Genomic DNA, 25,003 nt, shown 5'->3' with positions numbered 1-25,003 from the left:
CCTTGGCCCGGACCATCGGAGCCCTCGCATGTGACGTCGCGGGCCAAGGCGGCCTTTCCGCTCCGCCTCTACCGGCGGGTCGAGGACAAGACGGACCGACTGCTGGACGAGTCGACGCCCCTCGGCGAGCCGTACTCGCTGGCACCTGCGTGGCGAGCTACGTGAGCTCCGCTTTGAGTTGGACGGCGAAGCCGTACGCATCCCGTACTGGCTTGCGCCAGGACAACGGGTCGTGCTGCTGACGGTCTTCCGTAAGACGAGGATGCGTGAAGCGGCGGAAGTCGAGCGGGCGCATCAGGCCCAGAAGGTCTGCGAGGCCGAGCATGGCCATGCCCAGCACACGTACGAGCGGCGCAAGGAGAGCTGATGAATCACAGCACGTGGAGGACGCGCCGGGCCCGGCAGCTTGCGGGTGAGGCGGTGGAGTACGACCAGCAGTACGTCGACGCGCGGCTGGCCGGCGATCTCGGGCAGGCGGTCCACAACCGTCGGACCGAGCTCGGCCTGTCCCAGGCGGACCTGGCAGAGCGGGCTGGGATGACGCAGCCTCAGGTGTGCCGGATGGACACTCAGTTCCTCGCCGGTCAGCAGTCGGTAGCCGCTGGTCTCCAGCTGCGTCGACACCGTGCCTACTCTGCCGTTGCCGGGGCGCTTGGCTAAGGCCCTGGAGGGCACGCCGAACCTGATCACCGACGAAGACGACTCGCATGTCACCTTCACCCCGCACGCTGCCTGAGCCGCTGTCAGGCGGGCCGTCGGCCATGAAATCGAGGGGCACCTACGAGAGTCCGATATGGCTGTGCCCCCGACAGGATTCGAACCTGCGAAACCCGCTTTAGGAGTTCGATCGCTCCTCGGCATTGCCGAGGCACCACCCAGCCACGCTGGCCATGTCAGACCGCCTAGGACTGCATGGCGTCCGGCGCCGTTGATGTCACTCGTGGACGTCAGAACGGGGCAACCGTATGGGCGCTCTGGCACGATGGTCTCGTGGCTGACCTGGAGCGCATCGCGGCAGAGACCACGGCGTACTACCGAGCACTCGACGAAGGCGCCACCCTGCGACACCACTTTCGACACGCTGACGAGGAAGGCGGCCTCTGGTACATCGAGGCCGTAGCCGACCGCGGCGAGTTGATCGTCATCAAGCAAGCCGAGCTCACTTCGGCCGGCCAACTCCACCGGTACAGCTGGGAGCACCTTGAGGACGCGCACGGTGGCCTGACAGACCAAGCGATCGATCCTGAGGAAGACCCGCTGGAAGCCATCACAGTCGATGAGTTCCAGCAGGTGTGGGGTCGGTAAGCGCGCCGGACACCCGCTTTAGGAGTTTTCTCTGATCAAGGTCGTGACCTGGGGAAACTCCGCCATGGCCGCGTTTGACCTGGAGAAACATGTCTCGGTGGTTCTTGCAGGTTCCCAGGGTTTCCCGGCCTCATGTGTGCTGAATCCGTTCCGGGCCGACTGCAGGGGGTCGACCTCGTGTCACAGGTCGCGGGCGCGCGCGGCGTGGCCAGGGGGAGGCACAAGACGCGGAGGAGCACGCGCCCGGGTGGTGGATCATCACCCCGTTCACGGGCCCCAGTTGTCGTGCTGGTCGCGGTTGTGGGTGCGCCAGGATCCGTGTTCGACAACGCCTGTGCGTTCTTGAGAACGGACAGGAACTTGTCCGCGGACAGAGGGGTGGGCACCTTCGCCCCACCTTCACCCGGTGCGTCAGGGGCGGTCGGCCGTGCCCGGGGGCGCCGGACCGGTCCCTCGAGACGAAGGGCACTTCGCTGCCGGCGGAGGGCCGTCCTGACAGCGACCGGAGTCTAACGGCTCCCTGCGGCTTACTCACCTCGTCGGATCTGCTGCCAGGAGGGCCAAAAACAGGAGATGGCAGGACGAAGGTCCACAAGGCCGAGTACGTTCGACTCGGCCCGCTGGCTGCCGGACGGCATCGGGGTTACGCCGGCCGTCTCTCGCCCTCGCGACAGGAGTCGTTGCCCCATGACCTACCGGTTCAACCCGCCGCCCACCTGGCCCGCCCCGCCGGAGGGGTGGAGCCCGCCACCGGGCTGGGAACCGGATCCCGCATGGCCCACACCCCCAGGCTGGCAGATCTGGATCCCGGAAGGGGCCGCACCGCAGCCGAGCGCACCCGTTCCTCAGCAGTCCCCCCACAGTCCCCAGGCGACGGTCCCGGCCACAGGTGGGGGTCTGTTCGGCCGGCGCCGTAAGCAAGCGGAGTCCGAGGCGGCGCGTCTGGCGGGCGAGCTGGCGCTGATGGAAACACAGGTACGCGGACTACAGGAAGACAACCGTCACCTGACGGAGCAATTGAGTCGTCTCATCGGAGCCGACAGCGCTCAGATAGCCGCCGAGCAGCAGCGACTGCGCCGCGCGCATGAGGAGAAGCTCCAAGAGATCGGACGGATCGACGCTCTCCTCGACGAGAAGATAGAGCACGCCGCCGAGAGCGCCGCGCAGTCCCTGGTTGACGTGCGCCGCCAAGCCGACGACATGGCTCGCCAGACGGCGGAGGCCGAACAGCGCCTCACGGCCGCGCGCCGAGATCTGGTGCTCACTGATGAGACGCGGATGCTGCAAGAGGCCGGCATTTACGAGTACCGCCATCCGCTCGCCGACGCGCTCGCCTACAAGGACCGGCTCGACAGTCTCAAGGCCCGCTACAAGCAGTTGGCGAGGGACGATCGGGCAGTGCTCGGCAACCAGTACTGGATGGTGGACGGCTCAGCTGCCAAGGGCCGCAAGATGGTCCGTGACTTCTCCAAGCTGATGCTGCGCGCGTACAACGCCGAGGCGGACAACGCAGTGCGCGGCATGAAGCCGCACCGGCTCGACTCGTTGATCGACCGGCTCGGCAAGACGCGGGAGTCGATCGCCCGGCTCGGCGCCACCATGCAGATCCGCATCGGCGATGACTACCACCAGTTGCGGGTCCAGGAGTTGGAACTGACGGCGGACTACCTGGTGAGGAAGGAGACCGAGCGGGAGGAGCAGCGAGAGCTTCGAGCCCAGCAGCGCGAGGAGGAGCGCATGCAGCGCGAGATCGAGCGCGAGCGGCAGCGGCTGGAGAAGGAGCGCAGCCACTACGAGGGCGCCCTGCGCCGCCTGCGCTCCGGCACCGGCGATGAGGCCGCCATCGCCGAACTCGAAGGGAAACTTGTCGAGTTGGTCGCCGAACTGGAGGCGGTCGAGGCCCGCGAGGCCAACATCCGGGCCGGATACGTCTACGTCATCTCCAACGTCGGAGCGTTCGGCGAACGCATGGTCAAGATCGGTATGACCCGGCGCCTCGATCCCATGGACCGCGTCATCGAACTCGGGGACGCGTCCGTCCCCTTCCGGTTCGACGTACACGCCCTGATCTTCAGTGAGGACGCCGTCGGCCTGGAACGCCGCCTGCACCAGGAGTTCGAGTCCCGCCGCGTCAACCGGGTGAACCTACGCCGGGAGTTCTTCTACGTCACACCGGCAGACGTACGCGCCGCCCTGCAGCGGCTCGCCGGACAGCACCTCCTGGAGTTCCAGGACACGCCCGAGGCTCCTGAATGGAGGGCCAGCCAGACCGCTGCCGGGCGGTGACGGGCTCGACTCAGTCAACCTCGTCGGGTGTGTCCAGACGGCAGGTGGCGCCATCCGGACTGATCCAGGTGACCTTGGAGGTACTGCCGGCAGAAGGCCTATCGATGGCGTCGCGCAATCTCGGAGCAGCCGGTGGACGCAGAGTGACCTGTGGCGGATTTGGGACGGATGTGGTGGTCGCCCTGAAGTGGTTGCCCGGCGGCGAGCCCTCTGCCGGATGATGTGGCACGCCTGTGGCACGGGGCGGGAAACGAAGAAGGGCCAGCCTGGGAGAAAACCCTCCTGAGCTGGCCCTTTTCCTGTGCCCCCGGCAGGATTCGAACCTGCGACACCCGCTTTAGGAGTTCGATCCATCCGCGGCTCACACCCGAAGCCAGGCGGTTACATCGTCTCCGGGCAGCTACGCAGGACCGCTGACATCCGCCACTGTTGATGTCAGTGGTGGATGTCAGCCCGCCACGCGAACGCCGGACTCAGCCCGGCACTGCTGCACCCGTCATCAAGGCGAAACAAGCCCCGCCAACGACGCCTTCCCAGAAGCCAGCAACCATCTGGCGACCTCGATTGCACCCTGCTCACAGACGAGCTCAGCGACAATCCTGAGTGGTGAACTTCGTAGCCGGTTCTGTGCCCTTCCCGGTGTCCGCCTCGGGAAGGTTCCAGCGGGCAACTCCGCCCCACTCGTCAGTGATGATCACAGTGCCGCCCTTGGAGGGTGGATTGATATCCGTGATCGCCTTGTACGCCTTGCCCGGCTCTAGGTCGGCATAAATGAAGTAGTCGTCAATACACCCTTGCCATGGAGCGTTTGTGTAATCCCACTCCTCGACCTGGGCCCCGTCACCCTGCCACTTGATCATGTTGCCGGTCTGTTCACCGAGTGTGCCACCGGATGCCGACTTCATCGTGAAAGCGAGAGCGACGGCATACTTGCCCTGCACGCTGGCAGTCTTGTCCTTGGCAAGAGCGTCCCGGTAGGCAACTCCGGTGAGCGTGACCTGGAGGGACTTACCGTCTGCGTCACTGAGGGTGACGGTATCTCCCACTGTACGCCCGGTAGGATCCACGTTCTTGGTAGCGGTGGTACCGCTGGGCGAGGCGCTAGACGCTGGCCCTGACTCACTTCTACTTGCCGAGCACGCCGACGTGCTGAAAAGCACCGTGAGTAAACAGGCAGTGATTGCGACCGTTCGCATTACGGCTGGCCCCCAGTGATCAACGCTACGTGTTGATCACAGTACCAAGGGGCCACTAGCGCTGGCTTTGTTCCATTGCGGCTATCTCGGGCGCCGTCGCTGTGGCCCGCTGGCCTGCCTGGACCTGCTGGAGTCGTTTGATAGTGGCAGCCAGCACGTCATGGGCGTCTGTGGGATCCGCGCCCGCGTCCTCCACTGTGACTCGGGCGATGACGGTGCCGGACCTGCTGTAGCCGTAGACCGTGCCACTCGATCCGCTGTGCGCCAGGAAGACCGACTCCTCTCCGACTCGACCGGTCGCGATGGGGGCCGTTTCATCCGTGTCCGGCCACTGGTCGTACGCCGCCTTCGCGTGCGCGACATTGTCGAACTGGCAGACGTCCAGATCAATGCCTCGCGAGACGGTCGATCCCTGATAGTCGTAATCGCCGCTACCCGCTCGCTGCCAACCGGCCGGCGCTGGGGTGTCCAGCGGAGCACAGTCGTCGGGCTCGCCCGGCATGCGCTTGTGCAGACTGCCGGGAAGGTAGCCGGGGACCAGGTCCTCAGCGTCGGGAATCGCCTGTGTGAGTTCCCCCCGGCTGAGCTGCTTGGTCAGCGGCAGGTAGGTGTTGTCCTTGGACGGCCTTGCTTTGCCGGTTCCGCTCGCTGACGGCACCCCAGCGGGGGCCGGCGGCGCCTTGTCTGCGGAGCAAGCGGATAGCGTGAGGCAAGCCAGAAGCGTTGCAACGAGGGGAAGGTGACTCCTTGTCATGTTGTCAACATAGATCAGATCCGGGCCGCCAGATCCGGATCTCGCCAGTACCGCGGGGGCTCGACAAGATCAGGAGGGCGTCCGGGGCTTCACCATGTCGTTGCATGGACCCTGACTGGCAAAAAGCCCTCCCGAACGGGAGGGCGGAGACTTGCGCCCCCGGCAGGACTCGAACCTGTGGCCAAGCGCTTAGAAGATGCGCGCACGCCGTGGTGGGACGGCCTGGCCTTCCCGTGCCTCTGCCATGTCGGGTCGCCGAGCGCTGCAGCCGTCCGCAGCCGTTGCCGTCAGCGTTGCCGTCACTGCCGCCGGATACGCCGGCGCAGGCCTCACCCGGACGTCACCTATTGCAGGCGGCAACGACACCCAGAATCACAAGGGCGATCAGGAACATCGCCACGCAGCCGCCTACCGCACTCTCCGTCTCAGCGATGATTCCCTTGGGCTTCGGTCGAGACCTCTCGTAGTCACGCATGCCCCGTGCCACCGCGCGCCTGATCTCGTCTTCGTCCACGTGCTTGCCCCCGCGTCCCGCAGCGTCCTGAACCAGCACGGGCAACCTACCCGCTACAGCACCGCTCCTCTGACTTCTTCGTCCCGAAGCAACTTGGGTAGCGTTGTTGCCCTGGGCTTGTACGCTCCTTACCTGGGTTGATGGTCTCTGGACGTCCGTGCTCGTCCGCAGTTGTTCGTATGCGTTGTCACGCAGTTAGACACTCACTGCTGCCGTCTTCTGGGCGGCGCTTGGACGAGAAGCAAGGAGCCGGTGGCACCAGTCAAGGGTGAGCCCGCCCCTAGGAGTCCAACCGTGTCGCTTACGGCGGGCTTAGGCAGGTGAGGACTCGCCTTCCTTGGCCTTGGCCTTGGCTTCGGCCCGCCGTGCCTTGAATGCTTCAAATTGGGCTGAAAAGACATATAGGTAGTCGAGTAGGGCCTCGGCGAGTGCCAGGCCGTCGGCTGCGTCCTCACGACTCACTGAGGTCCCGGTGAAGTGAGCACCCTGGTTGCCAAGAACTCGCAGTTCTTGAGCCCATTCGAAGAGCTGCCCGTCGATCTTCCCCTCGTCCCTCATCTGCTCAAGCATCTTGAACAGCGGCTTCGGCCGGCCCACCGCGCCAGACATGCCTTGGTCCAGACACACGCCCTCAAGGGTCCGGCGGACCATGACCGCCGTAGCCGTGTACGCCTTGGCTGAGAAGCACTGTCGTGCCTCTTCATGTTCGCGCCGCATAGCCGCGGGCACGTTCAGGCTCAAGGGCCTCTGCTGCCTAGGCCAAACGGCCAGAGGGTCTCCATCCCAGCCCTGGCCGTAGTCCTCTTCCATCATCAGGAAGGGGTCGAAGCAGTTGCCACACTCGGCCAGCTCTAGAAGGTACGGCGGTTCGTGTTCACCGCCCCCTCGAGCCTCGCTGGTCACCTTGGCCAGCGTGGGCTTCTCACAATGGGGGCATACCAGCGGAAATGTGGTGCCAACTCGGCTCGCGTCGCTCATATGACCGCACGCTAGCTGTGTCCTGAGCACCGTGGGGGGTGATCGACCACACTGGGTTGCAGGCCTATCGCGGTCGGTGCCCATCAACGGCGAAGAGCAGGAACCAGCAAGGCCTGGTCCCGCTCCCTCAACCGCGTGAGGGTGTCGGTTGTCGGCGCGTCGAAGCTGCGACGCCCTCTTTAAGGAGAGAGGCTGGGTGAGTTGGGGCTTGAGCTGCGGCTTTATCGGCCGAGGAAGGTGGCGCCTACGCGACTGTGGGGCACCGGTGTTGACCGTTACTGACCCCTGCGTCTGGCACGGTTGTGGCACGAGGCTCAGCCGACGACAGTCAGCCACGATGGTGGGTGCGTCGACCGACTAGGCGCGCGTATGCCTCGTTGCACCCCCACCGGCCTTCACCACGTTGAAAGTGCCGTCAACGAGAGCAAGCCACGACGGCTGGCACGTGCTGACATGCCTGAGCCCTCAGCCTGGGAAGTTGCGACCATTCGAGGCCTGCTCGGGCAATTACCTGGCGTAACGCCCCGGTCGCCGTCTCTCAGGCTGAGCCGCTTTCACCCTGATTTCCTGTTCCCCTATCAAGTCGCACGGGCATTAGTAGATGCATGTGCTCTGGCTCATCATCCGCAGTAAAAATCGCCGGCTTATTCGGGTGCGTCACGGCCATTTTCACTGTCTTAGTTGCAAATGAACCAAGGGCGGCTATCAGAAAACGCGGAGCGAAGGCGATTTTGATTGGATCGCCAACCAGTTCCATGGGGACAGATTCCAAGACTGCATCGTCGCCGGAGAAGCCGATCTCGACGCTTCCTCCTGGCGATTTCCCGAGGTTCAAAGTCACGGGTGTATTGCGTGTCTTAGTTGCAGTGGTGGCCTTTTCTACTGCGTCCAAGAACGGTGCGCGGGCGAAGTGGGCGACGCCAGACGAATTGCTTGGTATCAGACCCAAGTAGGCAGGGAGCTCCTTGGGTCTAGTCGAATTCATTGCCAGCATTTTTTCTCGGCACTCAAATTCTGAGAATACTTCCCCAACTTCCATGCGCACCTTGTCGGTCCCGGTGAAAGCTTTGAGAGAGTAAACGTCCGAACCTAGGATGGATATTTCGAAGTCTTCACCTTTAGATGCGATCGGAAGGCGCCAAAGGTCTACCCTGTACCGGTCTGATGCCCACATTCTCAAACATTGATCGTCTGATTGAAAATGAACGTAGGCGAGTATCGGGTGAACGTCAGATGTATCGATGAAATAGGGAACCACCTGTGATGCCTTTGAGAGACCTTGAGCGGACACCTCCACCCACGCAGAGCTGTGGACTTGTTTGTTCTCTGGAGTTTGTATTGGGAGCCTGCGTCTCGGCCTCTTCGGTGCAACAGCTATATGTAGCTCAATTGCCTCTCTGACGTCTGGATGGAAGTCATTTCTTAGTTTTCTCAACTTTCTAAGGGCGGATGAGGCGCGTTCTCGATTTTGACTGTGGGTGATCTTTCCGAGGACGGTAGCAGCAGCAATCCGAAGCTCCGGATGAATGCTCTTGGATGCTTCCTCGATGTCTGCATCAAAATCTGCGTACGTTGTCGGCTGAGAGGGGGCGCGCATGAGCTTTAGGTCTCGATCTATACCGAAACAGCTCATCTGTGGCGTTTGTAGCGGATATCGTGCGCTTACTTCTTTTGACGAGTACTCAAATAGGTCGCTGAGGGAAATCCAGCCGTCTGCATCCACGTCTGCAGCGCCAGTCGCAATGCCGTCGCATATTGCTCGTGTGAAGACAGAAGTGGGACTATTGTTACTGCCATCCTCCAAAGCGTATTGAATGGGGGAACTCGCAGCCAATATAGCGTGCCCGGTGCCCTCCATGAACTCATCTTTGAACTCATCTGGAGTGCCCTCGGAGAGCGAAATCGACTTGGCCATGAGTTCACGGCCAAAGGCGCCCGAAAAGCAGCTGTCTAGGATAATCACGAGTTTTCTTGCTTGCGTATCATTGATCTGCTCTCGTATGTATCTTCCAGACAGCGAGGTTGCTGGTAGAGCTGAAAGGTCGGTATCCGGCAAGGCCAAATAGAAGCGGCCGAACATATCCTTCAAGCCATGACTTGAGAGATAAATCAGGACCAAGTCATCAGTTGCGGCTAGGTGTAGAAGTTCATGAATCTCTCGTTGGACTGTTACTAGAGTGCCATCATTGACGATGCGTACGTCAAACCCGCCCAGATTCGGCCTTTCCAGGAGATCGGCAAACCTGGCGCTGTCGGGTACGGATGACGGAAGGGGATGAAGGTTCGAATCGTTGTATGTGCCGCATGATATGAGGAGCGCCTTTTTCTTCATTTATGCCCCAGGCTACTCGTTTCCCTGCGTGGAGTTCGAGGCGGAGGTGCTATGACGTTGAATGAAGAACTCCAGAGCGGCCTCTTGATCCTTGCTCGTGGGTGCGGTCACTTCAAGACGTTCTCCGTCGACTTCGAGAATGATTGTCCTTGCCTTTTGCCTCTCCAGCCACGCCGTGATGACGGTTGTAGCCTGCCTAAGGGCGAAAGGGGCAGCGGTGAGCGTCAGGCCGACAAGGCCGAGAGTCATGGGCGACTTTGGCGTTCCCGGACCGGAGTGCTCAGCCGTGGCGTTTGCGGGGTGCACCCCGAGAAGACCACGAACTTCAAGTAGTTCATTGCGAAGGCTGCTGATGGCTGTTTCGTCGGTGATAGCTCCCGGACCGATGGTCACGGTGAGACGCAAATCTGACGTCCTGTCACTCATGGAGCAATCATGGCAGGTCGCAGCAACCGTATGTGCCCGATTGCACTTGTTGCAGCCGACCGCCCCAGCCGCGACGTGCCCCTCATGGCGGCAAGCGGCTGATTGCTGTGCGCGCGGCACGGGCGCCGGCCGGGCTGGAGCGGGGCGGAGACAGGAGCGCAGGCCCGGCCGGGGGCCGGGCCGCGCGCGGTGAGCGGAGCGAGCCGCCCTTGAACCAGTAGAGAAAGTTGTAACTCAGTCCGTGGCGTGGGCGTGTCTAGGCCCACCGTCGAGCATCAGCTGGGACCAGAACGTCAAACATCACCTGGGACTAGACACCGTGGCGCGGGGCGTGAAGTCGTATGCGCAGGCTGGGAGTTCGACACCTTGGCGGTGGGCCAGCGGTAGGAAGACCACTGGTCGGATCGTCCATGTGATGCGGGTGCTGGCGTGGGTCAGAGAGACCGTGCAGGGTTCCATGCGTAAGAGGGCTCGTCGCGTGTCGATGCGGCCGTCGTAGAGCCAGGCCCAGGCTTCGTCGGAGGCTTCCGGGTCTAGTGCTGGTGAGATCGTGCGCAGGGCGACTGCTACCCATCTGTCTGCCTGTGGTGCCGAGTACGCGTCGAAGGATGCCCGGAGTGCCGGCCACCCCGTCTCGTCGTTGACGTCTTGCGTCCAGCACTCGCACCAGAAGCCCCGCTGGGGCTTGTCCATCAGCACGGGTGTCCTCCGGGCTGGGTGTCCGTGAAGAGTTCGGCGGTGACGGTGTAGCCGCTGTGGCTGCCGTGGACGACGACCCGATGTGCGATGACGCTGACCATGCCCAAGCCGCGGCCGTGTACCGCGTCCTCGCTCGGCTGCTCGACCTTCGGGGCGGTGCCCGTTCCTCCCTCGTCGGTGACCGACAGGGCGACCACCTTGGGGGAGACCGCGAGGGCCAGGTGGAAGCTGCCCAGCCCGCCGCTCGCCGTGTGGAGGATCGCGTTCGCGCTCAGCTCGCTCACGATCAGTTCGGCGTCATCGGCCAAGGGAGATCCGCGCAGGATGTCCCGCGTCCAGCGGCGAGCCCGGCTGACCTCTTCCGGAAATCCTGGGCAAGTGAGTCCCCAGACCCGGGCGGTGCTCGTATACTCGTGCATACAAGTTCCTTCGTGCTGGTAGGCCGCCATGTGCAGCGGGTTCGGGCTAGACGAGTTTCACGCCGTCGTGGGCGCGGATGGCCGGCGGGGATACCGCGTCCAATGCGTCCAGGACGCGGATCGCGTATGCCTCGTCGGCGAGTTCGATGACTTCTTCGCGGGTGGCCCAGCGCAGTGCGCGGGTCTCGTCCCCGGTGGTGGGCGTGCCGTCGGCGGCCTCACAGCGGAAGACCATGGAGACGATCAAGCCCTTCATGTTCTTGTAGATGCCGGTCAGGGTCGCGGGAAGCGCGATCTTGATGCCGGTTTCTTCGAGGACTTCGCGCTGGAGGGCCTCGGGGATGGTTTCCTCGCGTTCGAGGACGCCGCCCGGGGGTTCCCAGTGGCCGTTGTCGCGGCGCTTGATCAAGAGGGCGCGGCCCTGGTCGTCGACGATGACTCCGGCGACGCTCACGGAGTGCGGGCGGTCGGTGCTCACGTTCCTCTGCCCTCTCGGATGGCTAGGCTCTCCACCGTAGCAACAAAGCTCGCCCACTCGTCTAGATACCTAAAGGAGTACACGTGCCGTCTCTTTCCTCCGGCCTCCTCGGCGATCTCGACCCCACGAGCGATCGTGCGGTCTTTCGGCAGATCGCCGACCAGCTGCGCGAGGCCATCGACCGTGGGCGATTCAAGGAGGGCGAAAAGCTGCCCTCCGAGGCCGAACTCGTCGAGCATTACGGGGTTTCCCGTATGACGGTTCGAAACTCCTTCTCCGTCCTCCAGGGCGAGGGCCTGGTGCACGCCGAGCACGGCAAGGGCGTCTTCGTGCGACCACGACCGCCTGTACGGCGGCTCGCCTCCGACCGGTTCGCCCGGCGCCACCGCGAGCAGGGGAAGTCCGCGTTCATCGTCGAGGCCGACGCCGCCGGCAGTCACCCGCAGGTGGACAGCCTGGAGGTCAAGGAGGAGAAGGCCAGTCAGGACGTCTCCACCCGGCTCGGGTCCGTGCGGCGGGTGCTGGCCCGGCGTCGCCGGTATCTGCTGGACGGGCGGCCGGTGGAGTTCGCCACCTCGTATCTGCCGCTCGACATCGCGCGGGGCACACCGATCGCCGAGCCCAACCCCGGGCCCGGTGGCATCTACGCCCGGCTTGAGGAGCTGGGCCACCGCCTCGACCACTTCGAGGAAGAGATCCGTGCCCGGATGCCCTCGCCTGATGAGGTCCGGACACTGCGGCTGGCCTCCGGCGTGCCGGTCATTCACCTGATCCGGACCGCGTTCGACGGTGAGGGGCGGGCCGTGGAGGTCTGCGACACGGTCATGGCGGCCGATGCGTATGTCCTGTCGTACCAGCTCCCGGCGACGTGAGCGCCTGACCGGTGGTGGTGCGCGGGGAGGCTTCTCTGAACTCGTACACCCCAACAGGCTCACTCGTATAGACGAGTGGGCAAGTTGTGTGGCAAGGTGGTTGCCGTCCCCGAGAGATCGGGTTCGAACGCCGCATCTTGTATAGACGAGTAGATGGGAAGAAGTCTTGCGCACCATCCGTGTAGAGACCTCGGCCGCGACGATCCTGCTGACCGAGGCGCCCGAGCCCAAGGTCCGCGACCGGCAGACGGGCGAGATCGCCAAGGACGCCGCCAGCGGAGAGGTCCTGATGACGCTCGGAGTCGTCTACCTGGAAGACGGTGAGTCGTCGCTGATCAAGGTCACCGTTCCGGAGAGCGGAGTGGCCGAGGGGCTGACGCTCGGGGCACCGGTCTCGCTGCCGGGTCTGGTGGCCCGGCCGTGGGAGAGCGTCTTCAACGGGCAACAGCGCCACGGCATCGCCTACCGCGCCGCCGCCGTGACACCGGCCGCGTTCCCGGCCGCCACCGGGGCCGCTGCCTGATGACCGATCTGACGACGCTCCTGGAGGTGGGTGGTCCTATCGCCGCGCTGGGCGGTGGGGCCGCCTACGCCCGGGCCAACCATCCCGGGGTGTACTGGTCCACGGTCGGCCTGCCGATATCCACGGCCCGGCTCCTCAGCTCCTACGGCTCGGTCATGGAAGCCTGCGGCCTGACCGTGGCCCCCTCCCGGCTGCGGATGCTGGCGGTCAAGGCCACCACCCACCGAGAGGTCCGTCCCGTACCGCCGCGTCGGGGCATCATCCGGCCCACCTCGACCGGGCTGCGGCTCCGTCTCCGGCTCGCTCCGGGGCAGGAACCAGCCGACTGCGCCGCCTCGGCCGAACGGCTGCGGCACGCCTGGGGCGTCCACGCCGTGTACGTGACCACGATCAAGCCCGGTGTAGTTGAGCTGCGGCTGGTCGGCTTCGATGTGCTGCGGCAAGTGCGGATGCCCCGCAAGGCGGACGCCAAGTTCCTTCAGGTGCCCGTGGCCCTGCGAGAGGACGCCATGCCGTTCATACGCGACTACCGGACCGTTCCCCACCAGCTCACCCTCGGCGCAACGCTGTCAGGCAAGTCCATGTACCTGCGGCACCTGATCACCGGCCTTGCCCCTCAGCCGGTCGCCCTGGTGGGCATCGACTGCAAGCGCGGTGTGGAGCTGGCGCCGTTCGCTTCCCGGCTCTCCGCGCTGGCGACCGATCCGGAGCAGGCCGCCGAGCTGCTGCCCGTGCTCGTGAAGGAAATGGAGGACCGCTACGACCTGATCAAGGCCCGGCAAGGCATCGCTCCGAACACTCCGGCCGAGGAAATCACCTCGGACGTCTGGGGACTGCCCGAGTCCGAACGTCCGGTCCCGATCGTGCTGTTCGTGGACGAGGTGGCTGAACTCTTCCTCGTTGCCACCAGGAAGGACGAGGAACGGCGGGACGAGATGGTCACCCAGCTCATTCGCCTCGCCCAGCTCGGCCGCGCGGCCGGCATCTACTTGGAGGTCTGCGGCCAGCGTTTCGGTGCCGAGCTGGGCAAGGGCGCGACCATGCTGCGGGCGCAGTTGACCGGCCGCGTCTGCCACCGAGTCAACGACGAAGCCTCCGCGAAGATGGCGCTCGGCGACATCGCACCCGAAGCGGTCACGGCCGCCTGCGCCATTGCCCCCGAACGGCCCGGCCTCGCCGTGGCCGGTGATACCTCCGGCGGTTGGTCTCGCATCCGCACGCCGTACCTGTCGCTGGGCGACGCTGCCGAGACCTGCCGCGAGTCGGCCCACTTGGTCCCCGACCTGCCCGCGCTCAAGCCTTTCCGGCCCGACGTGCCCGTACGACCCGTCGAGGCACCGGGACTGGCTGTGCGGCCCCGGCCAGTGGCCGACTGACCCGCGTCCCCACTCAACCCCGGTCGGCGTGACCGCCTCACGCCACGTCCCTACCCCTCCCATGCCCGAATTCGGAAGGAGCCGCAGCATGCGCGCCCACCTGGCCCGCGTCGATGCGGTGCTCGTTCAGGCGGTCATCGCCGCCGCGCTGTCCTTCGCCCACCTGCACGATGTCGCCTCGGCGGCCGGGCAGGACGGGTGGAAGGCGTGGGCCTACCCGATCAGCGTTGACCTGTTGCTCGTCGCCGCCTGGCGCCGACTGCGCTCCGGAGAGGCGAAAGCGGCCGGGTGGTGCTGGTTCCTGATCGCACTCGCCGCGTCCCTGGGTGCGAACGTCGCCACCGCCGGCCTGCTTGACCTGGATCACGTACCGGCGTGGCTGCGCATCCTCGTGGCGGGCTGGCCCGCGGTCGCCTTCCTCGGCGGAACGCTTCTGGTCCACTCGCCGCCGACAGCGCACGACGCGACCAGTGACGCCGTGGACCAACAGGATCCTGACGACATCGAGGAGCAGGAGAACGCGCCCGATCCGGCGCCAGACCCCCCGACGCCACCGGCGGCCGATCCGGCACCGGCCCCACCGTTGGCCCCGCCTCCGGTCGCTGTTCCGGCCGCCCTGGTCGAGCACGCCCGCAAAGTCGCCGCCGACCACCGCACCCGCACTGGAACGGCCATCGACACCCCGACCCTGCGCGCACGCCTCGGCGTCCCGCCACCCATGGCCGAAGCCATCGCCGCCCAACTCACCTAACCAGCAAAGGGAGACCATGCCGCTCTTCTGCTTCAACACGGCCGCCGACTACCTCTCAGCGGCCCGCGAGATGGCCGTCAGTGGCCGGTCGGCACTCGCCCGGCTCCTCGCCGAGGAAGCCGCCGACCGCACGCCCGATCCGGAAGAAGCCGCCCGGATCCTGCGCGACTTCCCCCGCCCCACCCCGCGACAGGAGGACTGACCATGCCCGCACCGAAGCGCTTCCGCCACGTCAGCCGCATCGGCCCCGTCCAGGTCGGCACCTCTTACGACGGCCGGGGCCGGGAGAAGCACACCGCCGCCTGCACCGCCCCGCGCTGCGGCTTCTCCACCGACTACGACAGCCGCGCCGCCGCCGAGCTGGCCGCCCGCACCCACCGCTGCCCCGTTCGCTGAAAGGACCTGCACCTCGTGACCGTCAGCCTGCCGCTTGTCGTCGTCCTCGGCTTCTTCGCCTGGGGAGCAGTCCGGTTCCTCGGCGTCCGCGTCTGGATCGTCGTCCTGGTCGCCCTCTTCGGCTTCTGGCTCTCCCGAACCTTCCTCGCACCCGCCATCGAGTCCGGCACGCGCTCTGGCGTGAGCGTCATAAACGGCTCACACACCTAGACGAGTAGATAAGGAGATCGGCCCGTGTTCCTCCCGAAGTACCCCGACAGCCCGACCCCGCCGCCCGCGCACACCCACACCCCGGCTGACTCGCCGGCGCCTGTACGGCGCTCGCTCCCGTCGGTCTCCGTCGATCAGAAGACCGTCGTCGCCTTGGTCGTCGGCGGGGTCGTCCTCACCGCGCTCCTGGCCGCCGTCGCCGTCACGGCGATCTCCGTTGCCGTGGCCGCTGTCGTCCTGCGCTCCATGCTCCGCGACCACCACCGCCGCTGAACTGCGTCGGCCTCCGGGGCGGCGGCACACGACCAAGCATTTCGCCGCCCCGGCGCCTTCCTCCCAACCGAGCCAGTCAGAAGGGAATCGCCATCCTCACCCGCACCACTCCGGCCCCACTTCCGGAACTCGTGAACCTGGCCTCGCAGGGCACGCTGCCGGGTATCCTCCGCCAGCTCTCCGGACTCGGCGGCTGCACCAACCCGGTCCGCCTCGACGGCCACCGCACCGAGTACGACGTAGACACCCGGACCGGCGAGATCGGTAACGTCCTTCATCGCCTCGACTCGTCCAGCCTCCCGGCCGGGCAGCTTCTCGTCCGCTGCAACAACCGCCGTACGACCCGCTGCGCTGCCTGTGCGGAGGTCTACCGCCGGGACACCTTCCACCTGATCACCTCCGGCCTGCGCGGTGGCAAGGGCGTCCCCGAACGCGTCGCCGCTCACCCGCGCGTGTTCGCCACCTTCACCGCGCCGAGCTTCGGCCCGGTCCACAACCGCCCATCCAGCGGACGCCCCTGCCGCTGCGGCACCCACCACGACCAGGACGACGACGCACTCGGCTCCCCGCTCGACCCGGACACCTACGACTACGAAGCCGCCGTGCTCTGGAACGCCCACGCCGGGCCGCTCTGGCGGCGCTTCTCCACCTACCTGCGCCGAGAGGTCGCCAAGCGCGCCGGCCTGTCCCAGCGGCGCTTCCGCGAGCACGCCCGCGTGTCCTTCGCCAAGGTCGCCGAGTACCAGAAACGCGGCGCGGTCCACTTCCACGCTGTCATCCGCATCGACGGCCCCAGCGGCGGCGACACCTCGCCCCCGGTATGGGCAACCGCCGAGCTGCTCACGGACGCCATCCGGGCTGCCGCTGCCAAGGTTCGCGTGGAAGGCCCGGTCATCGACGGCCGCACCCACACCTTCACCTTCGGCCGCCAACTCGACGTCCGCACTATCCGCTCGGCCGACTTCAACGACGGCCAGGAACTGACCGAACGGGCCGTCGCCGCCTACATCGCCAAGTACGCCACAAAGGGGGCGGAGACCGCGACGGGAGCTCTGGACCGGCCGCTCATGTTCGCCGCCGAACTCGCCCAGTTCGACATCAGCGACCACGCCCGACGCATGATCCGTACCGCATGGTTCCTCGGCGCCCGCAAGGACCTCGAACACCTCCGCCTGCGCGCCTGGGCTCACATGCTCGGCTTCCGCGGCCACTTCTCCACCAAGTCCCGCCGCTACTCCACCACCCTCGGTGCCCTCCGCGACGCTCGCGCCGAATGGCGCCGAGCCCAAGCCGCAGCAGCCAACGGCCCAGAGCCCGAGACGACGTACGTCCTCGCGCACTGGGTCTTCGCCGGAACCGGCCTCTCGGACACCGAAGCCTGGCTTGCCGCATCCCTTGAACCCGCCCCCGGAACGGAAGGAGAGCCCACCCATGCGTGACGACGAACTGCTGACGGTGCCTGACGTGATGGAGCGGCTCAAGCTCGGCCGCTCCACGGTCTACGACCTCATCCGCTCCCGTCGTCTGCTCGATCACCATCGGCCGGTGCCGTCGCATTCCGGCGCGGGCTGTCCGCGAGTACATCACCCACGAACTGGAGGCGGCCGCCTGATGGCCCAGCAACGCAAGCGGAACCCCAACGGCGCCGGCACCACCACCAAGCGCAAGGACGGCCGCTACCAGTGCGCGGTCTACGTCCTCCAGCCGGACGGCACCCGCGCCCGCAAGTTCGCCTACGGCAAGACCTGGGCCGAGTGCGACACCAAGCGCCGCGAGCTGCTCGCCAAGGTCGACCAGGGCGTGCCTGTACCCACCAAGTCCGCCAAGCTCGCCGAATGGCTGCCGTACTGGCTGGACAACGTCATCAAGCCCCGGCGGAAGCTCAGCACCTTCGACAAGTACGAGGCGCACGTCCGTCTCTACCTGGTGCCCCTGCTCGGCGCCAAGCGGCTCGAATCCCTCGGCGTCACCGACGTTCGCCGCTTCCTCGTCCGGCTGGAGAAGGAGACCACTGCCGCAACGGCCAAGGAATCGCACCGAGTTCTGCGCTCGGCGCTGTCCTCGGCCTGCCGCGAGGAGCTGATCACACGGAACGTCGCCAAGCTCGTCGAGCCGCCTCGCACGGACAACCGCGAGCTGACGCCATGGACCCTCGACGAGACGCTCGACTTCCTCGCCGCCTCACGGAAGGACCCGCTCTACGCGGCCTTCGTCCTCGCCATCGCCATGGGCCTCCGACGGGGAGAGATCGTCGGTCTCCGGTGGTCGGACGTCGACCTCGACAACCGCGTCCTCTACGTGCGTCAGCAGACACAGCGGCGTCGTGGGGTCCTGTATGACGACGACCCCAAGAGCCGCCGCCGTCGTGCCGTATCTCTGCCCGCCCTCTGCATAGCGCCCCTCCGCTGGCACCGGATGCGGCAGGCCGCTGCCCGAGCCAAGGCGGGGGAGAGGTGGCAGGAGTCGGCCTACGTCTTCACCACCCGGACCGGCCGTCCGGTCGAGCCGCGCAACGTCTACCGCTCGTTCACGCGCGTCGCCCAGTCCGCCGGCCTTCGCGTCATCCGGCTGCACGATGCCCGGCACGGCACGGCCACCCTCCTCACGGCGGCCGGAGTCGCGCCCCGCGTTGTGATGGAGATCCTCGGGCACTCTCAGATCAGCATCACCATGGACGTCTACACCCACGTCGTCCAGGACACGCAGCGCGAAGCCATGAGCCACATGGATCGCCTGCTCAGGAGACGCCCCATCCGCGCGTGACCGCCCGCGTTGATGTCAGATGTGGATGTCAGAAGGGCCCCACCTCCGACATTTCGGAGGTGGGCCCCTTCTGAGCTGGTGCCCCCGGCAGGATTCGAACCTGCGACACCCGCTTTAGGAGAGCGGTGCTCTATCCCCTGAGCTACGAAGGCAGTGGCAGTGGACGCGAGAAGCGTCGTGCCTGTGGTCTGGGAGGACCACAGGCGTCAGCGTACCGGATGTGGGTCGGGCGGGTGTGGGGGTCAGGTCAGGGGGACGTGGGTGAAGCGGGCCGCTGTGTGGAGGTCTGTCTGGATGCAGGCCGCCGTTGCCGTCAGTTCCGGGACCAGGTCCGTCACGCACTCCCTCGGGGTGCGGCGGCTCGCGTGCATCGCCGTGTTCAGGGCCGCCACCACCCGGCCCGAACGGTCACGGATCGGGACCGCGATCGAGCGGAGGCCCTCTTCCAGCTCCTCGTCCACCAGGGCGTAGCCCTGCGTGCGGACCGAGGTCAGGGCCTCCGCCAGTGTCTGCTCGTCCGTGATCGTGTGTGGGGTGAAGGCCCGCAGGGACTCGGAGGGGAGGGTGTCCCCTGACGCGTCCGCCAGCAGCACCCTGCCCAGTGCCGTCGCGTACGCCGGCAGCCGCGTGCCGACCGTGATGTTCACGCTCATCACCCGGGCCGTCGCCACCCGGGCCGTGTACTGGATCTCCTCGCCGGAGTCCGACAGCACCGCCAGTGACGTCGACTCGTGGATGCGGGACGTCAGGTCGGCCAGGTGGGGTTGGGCGATCTCGGGGAGGGACGTGCGGGACAGGGGAGGGAAGCCGAGGGAGAGGACCCGGGGGGTCAGCGTGAAGGTGCGGCCCGCCGCGGCCACCAGGCCCAGGTGTTCGTAGGTGATCAGGGCCCGGCGGGCCGTCGCCCGGGCCAGGCCCGTCGCCCGGGACACCTCCGTGAGGGTCAGCTCCGGCCTGCCCTCGCCGAAGGCCGTGAGGACCGTCAGACCCCGGGCCAGGGATTCGATGAACTCGCGGCCCAACTGCTGCTTGGACGCGCCGGTCCACAGGGCCAGGTCCGACGGGGGCGGGCCGGGCTCGGGAGGCGGGGCGGCGTGGAGTTCGTGTTCCATCGCCCGCACCGCGGACCGCAGCCGCGGCAGCAGCGTCGTCCGCAGGTTGCGCGCGGTGTGGCGGCTCGTGTGGCTGACCACGCTCGCCACGCTCGCGATCCGGCCGCCCGGGCCGGGGGAGCGGACCGGTACCGAGATCGCCACCAGGCCCGGCTCGATGAGCTGGTCGTCCAGGGACCAGCCGTGCGTCGACGCCTCTCGCGTGCGGTGTACGAACGTCTCGTCGTCCTCCGCGTCCCCTTCGTACGTGCGGGGCGGTACGGCCGTGAAGGACAGGTCCCTCGGGTCCGCCGCCCTGCGCTCACGCCAGCGTTGCCAGTCCGCTGACGTCCACCGGGTCGCGAACAGCGGGCCGGGGGCCGTGCGTTCGGCGGGGAGCAGGTCGCCGATGCGGAAGCTGAGGGACATCGCGCGGCGGCGGGTGGCCTGGTGGATGAAGCGGATGCCGTCGCGGTCGGCGACCGCCAGGGAGACCGACTCGTCCAGTTCGTCGGCCAGGGCGTCCGCGTGCGGGGCGAGCAGGGCGGGCAGGCGCAGGGCCGACATGTAGGCGTTGCCCAGTTCCATCAGGCGGGGGACACGTGGACGTCCCGGCCGTCGAAACGGACGTAGCCCATGCGGGCGAGCGTGGCCGTGATGCGGTCGACCGTGGAGCGGGCCAGGCCGCTCGCGCGTTCCAGGCCGCTCAGGCTCAGCGTGCCGCCCGCCTCCGTCAGTTCCCGCAGCACCGCGATGCCGCGGACCAGGGGAGTGACCGCCTCGGCGGGGGCCTCTCCCTCCGCAGCCGATCCGGCCGTCAATCTGGCCCTCCCTGCGGTCGTCGATCCGGCCGTCCCTGCGCGCGATCCGGCCGTCCCTGCGCTCGAGCCGACAGCCCCTGCGGCCGATCCGGCTGCCCCTGCAGTCGAGCCGGCCGTCCCTGCGCCCGATCCGGCTGCCCCAGCGGCCGATCCGGCCGCCCCTGCGGTCGATCCGGCCGTCCCTGCGCCCGATCCGGCCGCCTCAGTGGCCATGTCGCCCCTCAGCGTGGCCGACGCGGTCGTTTCCCCGATCGGTGGCGCCGCCTTCTCGGCGGCCGGTGGGGCGGACCCCTCCGGGGTCTCGGGCGTGCGCTTCGCTGGCATCGGCTCTCCGGTACGGCGCTCACGACGGTCGCGGCAGGCCCACCGTAATCCGGAATCGGCGGCCCGAAGGCCGGGAGGGGTTCCCACCTCCACCCCCTACTCCCTCGTCACTCTCTCGTCACCCTCACCCGGTAACCCCCCTCCACCCCCGCCCCCGCCGCTCCTGGCCCCACGCCCGCGACCTCGATCGTGATCCCCCTCGCCGCGTTGCGGAACGTCTCCCCGGGTGTGAACGGCGCGTCCGACAGCTCCGCGTGGACGTTCGGCGCGCGTGTGCAGCCGCCGCTGTCACGGCGGGCGTCCTGGACGGTGACCGGGCCCATGCCCGTGTCCACCTCCGCGTCGACCTTGTAGATCAGGACGCCGGGGCGGCACACCGACTCGTCGTTTCCGGCACGGGTACGCAGTTCGACGGCGTATCCGGTTCTGGTGTCGAGGGGGACGAAGACCAGCTTGGAGCCGCCGGCCAGGGCCAGGGGCGTCAGGGTGTACTCCGTGGTGCCGGAGGACGCCGCGCAGTGGACCTGGGCGGCGTCGAGCCAGCCCAGCTTCCACTTGTGCCAGCCGAGGAAGTCGTTGTTGGCGCCCCAGTCCTCGCTCATGATGTCCCAGTGGCCGACCGCGCCCCCGCCCTCCGCGGTGTACAGGTCGGGCAGGCCGAAGACGTGGCCGTTCTCGTGGGGGAGGACGCGGTAGCCGGTGCGGTCGTAGGAGCCCGAGCCGTCGTCCTGGCGGGAGTAGACGAAGGAGGCGTTGGCCACGGGTATGCCGTCGGCCGTGGGTGCCTCCGGGTTGCCGGCGAAGGTGACGGACAGGACGGTGTCCAGGGCGGAGGGGCCGGCGTTGGGGCTCACCAGGACGTTCAGCAGGTCGTACGCGCGGAAGTCCACCTTCGGGTCGGCGGCGGCCACGAGGTCCTGGACCATCGCGCGGTAGCCGGGGTCGAACGGGGCCCCGCGCTCTATGCCGTACTCGCGGAAGGACTTCGGCATCCGCAGCCACCCCGGGATCGGGGTCTCGGGGCGGTAGTCGAGACGGCCGTAGGAGCTGGTGCGGAACCACTCGCGGGTCTGCGGGAAGAACTCGTGGTAGCGGTCCTGGGCGTCGCCCTGGCCGGGGGCGTCGGAGAAGTCGACCATCAGGGTGAGGGCGCGGACGGTGCCGGTGGAGCGGGTGTAGCCGGTGGAGGTGGGGATGCCCTCGGACATCTGGACCTTCTCGGCGCCGCGGATCATGCAGGGGCCGTGCTCGGCGGTGTGGGACAGGGTGATCGGGCCCGCTCCCGCCGTATTGGTGCCCGGGGTGAGACGGCCCGTGCCGGCCGAGGTGCTGACCGTGAAGGTCAGGGCGGTCACGCAGGCCAGTGCGGCCAGCCGGCGCCTGGGTATCCGGCCGCCGGGCGGGCCCGTGCCGTCCGGGCGCGGGCGCCGGGGCCGTGGCTGTATGCAAGGGACCTGCAAGGGACCTCCCGCGCCACGGCAGCCTCCCGGTTTCCGACTGCACCCTTGCGATCACCCTGCGTCGCGGGGTGGGGGGACGCGCGTTGGAAGAGACCGATCGTGGGTTTCCCGTCAGTAGCGCCCCGACGAGTTTGTGAGCCAGGTCACAAGCAATTTCCACGGGAGCGGGAAATACCGGGGACCCACTCCCCGTTTAGCCGTGTGTCGGAACGAAACGGGGACCTGCTCCCCGGATCGGACCACGAGACATCTTCAAGCTCCACACACTTCTCCACTGACATCAGGAGTACGCCGTGCAGACCGCCAGCCCCGTGACGCGCAAGGTGCCCCGGCCCCGCGCCGACGCCCTGCGCAACCGGGAGCGGATCGTCACCGCCGCCCGGGAGATGTTCGTCGAGCACGGCCCCGAGGTGCCGCTCGACGACATCGCCCGCCGGGCCGGCGTCGGCAATGCCACGGTGTACCGCAACTTCCCGGACCGCGACGCGCTCGTCCGCGAGGTCGTCTGCTCCGTCATGGACCGTACGGCCGCCGCCGCCGAGGCCGCGCTCACCGAGACCGGCGACGCGTTCGAGGCGCTGGAGCGCTTCGTGCACGCCGCGGCCGACGAGCGGATCAGCGCGCTGTGCCCGATGGTCTCCAGCACGTTCGACCAGCACCACCCGGACCTGGAGGCCGCGCGCGAACGGGTCGAACGGCTGGTCGCGGAGGTCATGGACCGCGCCAGGTCGGCCGGGCAGCTCCGGTCCGACGTGGACGTCGGGGACGTCATGATCGCCGTGGCCCAGCTCAGCCGACCCCCGGCCGGTACGGACTGCTTCCGCGCCGACCGCTTCGTCCACCGCCATCTCCAGCTGTTCCTGGACGGGCTGCGCGCTCCGGCTCGCTCCACCCTCCCGGGCACGCCGGTGACTCTGGAGGACCTGCGCCGACCCTGACCGATGAGTTCAGGCCGCCCCACCCGTCTGAACCCTGACCGCCTGACCGCCTGACCGCCCGACTGCTTGACCGCCTGATCGCCTGACCGGCAGTCAGTCAGTACGGCCGTTCCCCGCAGACGAGCCGTCTGCTTTCGTCGCCCTTTTTCCGTTACGACGTCCCGTTTTTCCGTCACGAAGTCCCGAAGTGGGTATCCCCATGTCTGAAACAGCCTCAAAGGCTCTCCGCGCTCCGGCCGCGGAACCGGATGCCGGGCGCTGGAAAGCGCTCGTCTTCATCGCGCTCGCCCAGCTGATGGTCGTCCTGGACGCCACCATCGTGAACATCGCCCTGCCCTCCGCCCAGCAGGACCTCGGTATCTCCGACGGCAACCGGCAGTGGGTCGTCACGGCCTACGCCCTCGCCTTCGGCGGTCTGCTCCTGTTCGGCGGCCGGATAGCCGACCTGTGGGGCCGCAAGAAGGCCTTCGTCGTCGGTCTGGGCGGCTTCGCCGCGGCCTCCGCGCTCGGCGGCGCGGCCACCAACGAGGCGATGATGTTCGGCGCCCGTGCCCTCCAGGGCGTCTTCGGTGCCCTGCTCGCGCCCGCCGCGCTCTCCCTGCTCGCGGTGATGTTCACCGACGCCAAGGAGCGCGCCAAGGCGTTCGGCATCTACGGCGCGATCGCCGGTGGTGGCGGTGCCGTCGGCCTGATCCTGGGCGGCTTCCTCACCGAGTACCTGGACTGGCGCTGGACGTTCTTCGTGAACATCCCGTTCGCCATCGTCGCCGCGGCCGGCGCCTACTTCGTCATCCGTGAGCCCGAGGGCGGCCGCAACCGCTCCGCGCTCGACATCCCCGGCGTCATCCTGTCCACCCTCGGCCTGGTCGCCCTCGTCTACGGCTTCACCCGCGCCGAGTCCAACGGCTGGAGCGACTCTGTCACCGTCGGCATGTTCGTCGCCTCGGCCGTGCTGCTGGCGTCCTTCGTGCTCGTCGAGTCGAAGGTCAAGGCCCCGCTGCTGCCGCTGCGCGTGATCACCGAGCGCAACCGCGGCGGGATCTACCTCTCCCTCGGTCTCGCGATCATCGCGATGTTCGGCCTGTTCCTCTTCCTGACCTACTACCTGCAGATCGTGAAGGGCTACTCGCCGGTCAAGACCGGGTTCGCCTTCCTGCCGATGATCGCGGGCATGATCACCGGCTCCACCCAGATCGGCACCCGCCTGATGACCCGGGTCGCCCCGCGCCTGCTGATGGGCCCCGGCTTCCTGGTCGCCGCGCTCGGCATGCTGCTGTTGACCCAGCTGGAGATCGGCTCCTCGTACGCCGCCCTGCTGCTGCCTGCGATGCTGCTGCTCGGCCTGGGCATGGGTACGGCGTTCATGCCGGCCATGTCGCTGGCCACTCAGGGCGTCGAGCCGCGGGACGCCGGTGTCGCCTCCGCGATGGTCAACACTTCGCAGCAGGTGGGCGGCGCGATCGGCACGGCCCTGCTGAACACCATCGCCGCCTCGGCGACCACGGCGTACGTCGCCGACCACATCGCCGGGGCGACCAGCCGGTCCCAGCAGCAGCTGGTCCAGCTGGAGGCCATGGTCCAGGGCTACACCAGCGCCATCTGGTTCGCCGTCGGCATCCTCGTGGTGGCCGCCGCGATCGCCCTGACGTTCGTCAACGCCGGCCGCCCGGGCGGTACGACGGTGGCGTCCTCCGGCGAGGACGTGGCGGACGAGGTGAAGATCCCGGTCGTCGCCCACTGACGGCCGCGCACCGCACCCCTTCGGGCCCTGTCGTAGGCACGGGGAAGGGGACGCCCCGCACCTACGGAATCCAGGAC

The 25,003-nt window shown here is 67.3% G+C and carries 24 protein-coding genes, 1 tRNA gene and 4 pseudogenes; 17 read left to right on the top strand and 12 right to left on the bottom strand.

Going from position 1 to position 25,003, the window contains the following annotated elements; translation table 11 throughout:
• Positions 1-30: 30 nt before the first annotated feature.
• From QOL88_RS16655 to QOL88_RS16645, 3 genes and pseudogenes are all read left to right on the top strand, one after another.
• Positions 31-367: pseudogene (locus tag QOL88_RS16655) on the top strand (type II toxin-antitoxin system RelE/ParE family toxin).
• Positions 367-736: pseudogene (locus QOL88_RS16650) on the top strand (helix-turn-helix domain-containing protein). The pseudogenes QOL88_RS16655 and QOL88_RS16650 overlap by 1 nt, the downstream one beginning before the upstream one ends.
• A gap of 254 nt (positions 737-990) precedes the next feature.
• Entirely contained in the window at positions 991-1,305 is a 315-nt protein-coding gene (locus QOL88_RS16645) for a hypothetical protein (RefSeq protein ID WP_097217175.1), read from the top strand.
• A gap of 984 nt (positions 1,306-2,289) precedes the next feature.
• Here QOL88_RS16645 and QOL88_RS16640 read toward each other — a convergent pair.
• Positions 2,290-2,592: a hypothetical protein gene (locus QOL88_RS16640; protein ID WP_257027789.1), complete on the bottom strand. Its 303-nt coding sequence runs from the start codon at positions 2,590-2,592 to the stop codon at positions 2,290-2,292.
• Here QOL88_RS16640 and QOL88_RS16635 point away from each other — a divergent pair.
• The gene (locus QOL88_RS16635) at positions 2,584-3,591 is read left to right on the top strand and encodes an SNIPE associated domain-containing protein (RefSeq protein WP_257027788.1); all 1,008 of its coding nucleotides are present in this window, start codon (positions 2,584-2,586) and stop codon (positions 3,589-3,591) included. The genes QOL88_RS16640 and QOL88_RS16635 overlap by 9 nt on opposite strands.
• A 587-nt stretch (positions 3,592-4,178) precedes the next feature.
• Here the strand turns inward: QOL88_RS16635 and QOL88_RS16630 are convergent.
• The 8 genes from QOL88_RS16630 to QOL88_RS16595 form a co-directional block, all read right to left on the bottom strand.
• Positions 4,179-4,637, bottom strand: a complete 459-nt coding sequence (locus QOL88_RS16630) for a hypothetical protein (protein ID WP_097217173.1) — start codon at positions 4,635-4,637, stop codon at positions 4,179-4,181.
• A 205-nt stretch (positions 4,638-4,842) separates the two neighbouring features.
• The gene (locus QOL88_RS16625; protein WP_143668865.1) at positions 4,843-5,541 is read right to left on the bottom strand and encodes a hypothetical protein; all 699 of its coding nucleotides are present in this window, start codon (positions 5,539-5,541) and stop codon (positions 4,843-4,845) included.
• 826 nt (positions 5,542-6,367) lie between these two features.
• A complete protein-coding gene (locus tag QOL88_RS16620; protein ID WP_179878878.1) occupies positions 6,368-6,958 on the bottom strand; it encodes a DUF4145 domain-containing protein in 591 nt (196 codons plus the stop codon).
• Positions 6,959-7,571: 613 nt separating this feature from the next.
• Positions 7,572-9,365 (bottom strand): caspase family protein, encoded by a 1,794-nt coding sequence (locus QOL88_RS16615; RefSeq protein ID WP_097217169.1) that lies wholly within the window; start codon positions 9,363-9,365, stop codon positions 7,572-7,574.
• A 12-nt stretch (positions 9,366-9,377) separates the two neighbouring features.
• Positions 9,378-9,791 (bottom strand): hypothetical protein, encoded by a 414-nt coding sequence (locus QOL88_RS16610; RefSeq protein WP_143668864.1) that lies wholly within the window; start codon positions 9,789-9,791, stop codon positions 9,378-9,380.
• A gap of 300 nt (positions 9,792-10,091) precedes the next feature.
• Entirely contained in the window at positions 10,092-10,484 is a 393-nt protein-coding gene (locus QOL88_RS16605) for a hypothetical protein (RefSeq protein WP_257027787.1), read from the bottom strand.
• Entirely contained in the window at positions 10,484-10,909 is a 426-nt protein-coding gene (locus QOL88_RS16600; protein WP_030851878.1) for an ATP-binding protein, read from the bottom strand. The genes QOL88_RS16605 and QOL88_RS16600 overlap by 1 nt, the downstream gene beginning before the upstream one ends.
• A 46-nt stretch (positions 10,910-10,955) precedes the next feature.
• Complete coding sequence (locus tag QOL88_RS16595; RefSeq protein WP_030250141.1) at positions 10,956-11,363, bottom strand: NUDIX hydrolase; 408 nt, start codon at positions 11,361-11,363, stop codon at positions 10,956-10,958.
• A 107-nt stretch (positions 11,364-11,470) separates the two neighbouring features.
• Between QOL88_RS16595 and QOL88_RS16590 the strand changes: the two genes are divergently transcribed.
• From QOL88_RS16590 to QOL88_RS16540, 11 genes and pseudogenes are all read left to right on the top strand, one after another.
• Positions 11,471-12,259, top strand: coding sequence for a GntR family transcriptional regulator (locus tag QOL88_RS16590; RefSeq protein WP_030851883.1), 789 nt, complete (start codon positions 11,471-11,473; stop codon positions 12,257-12,259).
• Positions 12,260-12,425: 166 nt separating this feature from the next.
• Positions 12,426-12,782 (top strand): SCO3933 family regulatory protein, encoded by a 357-nt coding sequence (locus QOL88_RS16585; RefSeq protein ID WP_097217166.1) that lies wholly within the window; start codon positions 12,426-12,428, stop codon positions 12,780-12,782.
• A complete protein-coding gene (locus QOL88_RS16580; RefSeq protein WP_097217165.1) occupies positions 12,782-14,158 on the top strand; it encodes an FtsK/SpoIIIE domain-containing protein in 1,377 nt (458 codons plus the stop codon). Before QOL88_RS16585 ends, QOL88_RS16580 begins: the two co-directional genes overlap by 1 nt.
• Before the next feature lie 88 nt (positions 14,159-14,246).
• On the top strand, positions 14,247-14,909 hold the full coding sequence (locus QOL88_RS16575; protein ID WP_097217164.1) for a DUF2637 domain-containing protein: 663 nt from the start codon (positions 14,247-14,249) through the stop codon (positions 14,907-14,909).
• Between the two features lie 16 nt (positions 14,910-14,925).
• Positions 14,926-15,111 carry a hypothetical protein gene (locus tag QOL88_RS16570; RefSeq protein ID WP_097217163.1) on the top strand — a complete coding sequence of 62 codons (186 nt, stop codon included), beginning with the start codon at positions 14,926-14,928 and terminating at the stop codon, positions 15,109-15,111.
• 2 nt (positions 15,112-15,113) lie between these two features.
• Complete coding sequence (locus QOL88_RS16565; protein ID WP_097217162.1) at positions 15,114-15,305, top strand: mobile element transfer protein; 192 nt, start codon at positions 15,114-15,116, stop codon at positions 15,303-15,305.
• A gap of 15 nt (positions 15,306-15,320) precedes the next feature.
• Positions 15,321-15,515 carry a hypothetical protein gene (locus QOL88_RS16560; protein WP_097217161.1) on the top strand — a complete coding sequence of 65 codons (195 nt, stop codon included), beginning with the start codon at positions 15,321-15,323 and terminating at the stop codon, positions 15,513-15,515.
• Between the two features lie 24 nt (positions 15,516-15,539).
• Positions 15,540-15,788, top strand: coding sequence for a SpdD protein (locus tag QOL88_RS16555; RefSeq protein WP_097217160.1), 249 nt, complete (start codon positions 15,540-15,542; stop codon positions 15,786-15,788).
• A gap of 137 nt (positions 15,789-15,925) precedes the next feature.
• Positions 15,926-17,227, top strand: a complete 1,302-nt coding sequence (locus tag QOL88_RS16550) for a replication initiator (protein ID WP_097223035.1) — start codon at positions 15,926-15,928, stop codon at positions 17,225-17,227.
• Positions 17,220-17,400: pseudogene (locus tag QOL88_RS16545) on the top strand (helix-turn-helix domain-containing protein). Before QOL88_RS16550 ends, QOL88_RS16545 begins: the two are co-directional and overlap by 8 nt.
• Positions 17,400-18,551 (top strand): tyrosine-type recombinase/integrase, encoded by a 1,152-nt coding sequence (locus tag QOL88_RS16540; protein WP_097217159.1) that lies wholly within the window; start codon positions 17,400-17,402, stop codon positions 18,549-18,551. The pseudogene QOL88_RS16545 and the gene QOL88_RS16540 overlap by 1 nt, the downstream one beginning before the upstream one ends.
• Before the next feature lie 76 nt (positions 18,552-18,627).
• Here the strand turns inward: QOL88_RS16540 and QOL88_RS16535 are convergent.
• From QOL88_RS16535 to QOL88_RS16525, 3 genes and pseudogenes are all read right to left on the bottom strand, one after another.
• Positions 18,628-18,703, bottom strand: a tRNA-Arg gene (locus QOL88_RS16535).
• A 90-nt stretch (positions 18,704-18,793) separates the two neighbouring features.
• A pseudogene (locus tag QOL88_RS16530) lies at positions 18,794-20,463 on the bottom strand (IclR family transcriptional regulator domain-containing protein).
• Positions 20,464-20,894: 431 nt separating this feature from the next.
• The gene (locus QOL88_RS16525; protein ID WP_373559344.1) at positions 20,895-22,232 is read right to left on the bottom strand and encodes a M6 family metalloprotease domain-containing protein; all 1,338 of its coding nucleotides are present in this window, start codon (positions 22,230-22,232) and stop codon (positions 20,895-20,897) included.
• A 308-nt stretch (positions 22,233-22,540) separates the two neighbouring features.
• On the opposite strand from QOL88_RS16525, the gene QOL88_RS16520 reads away from it, so the two are divergent.
• Positions 22,541-23,185: a TetR/AcrR family transcriptional regulator gene (locus QOL88_RS16520; RefSeq protein WP_097217157.1), complete on the top strand. Its 645-nt coding sequence runs from the start codon at positions 22,541-22,543 to the stop codon at positions 23,183-23,185.
• A 199-nt stretch (positions 23,186-23,384) separates the two neighbouring features.
• Complete coding sequence (locus tag QOL88_RS16515) at positions 23,385-24,926, top strand: MFS transporter (RefSeq protein ID WP_097217156.1); 1,542 nt, start codon at positions 23,385-23,387, stop codon at positions 24,924-24,926.
• The last annotated feature ends 77 nt before the right edge of the window (positions 24,927-25,003 follow it).

The sequence above is a fragment of the Streptomyces sp. Ag82_O1-12 genome (genome assembly GCF_900182715.1).
GTDB classification, from domain to species: Bacteria; Actinomycetota; Actinomycetes; order Streptomycetales; family Streptomycetaceae; genus Streptomyces; species Streptomyces massasporeus.
The sequence above is the reverse complement of the archived record's forward strand: the minus strand, read 5'-3'. Positions and strand labels throughout refer to the sequence as shown.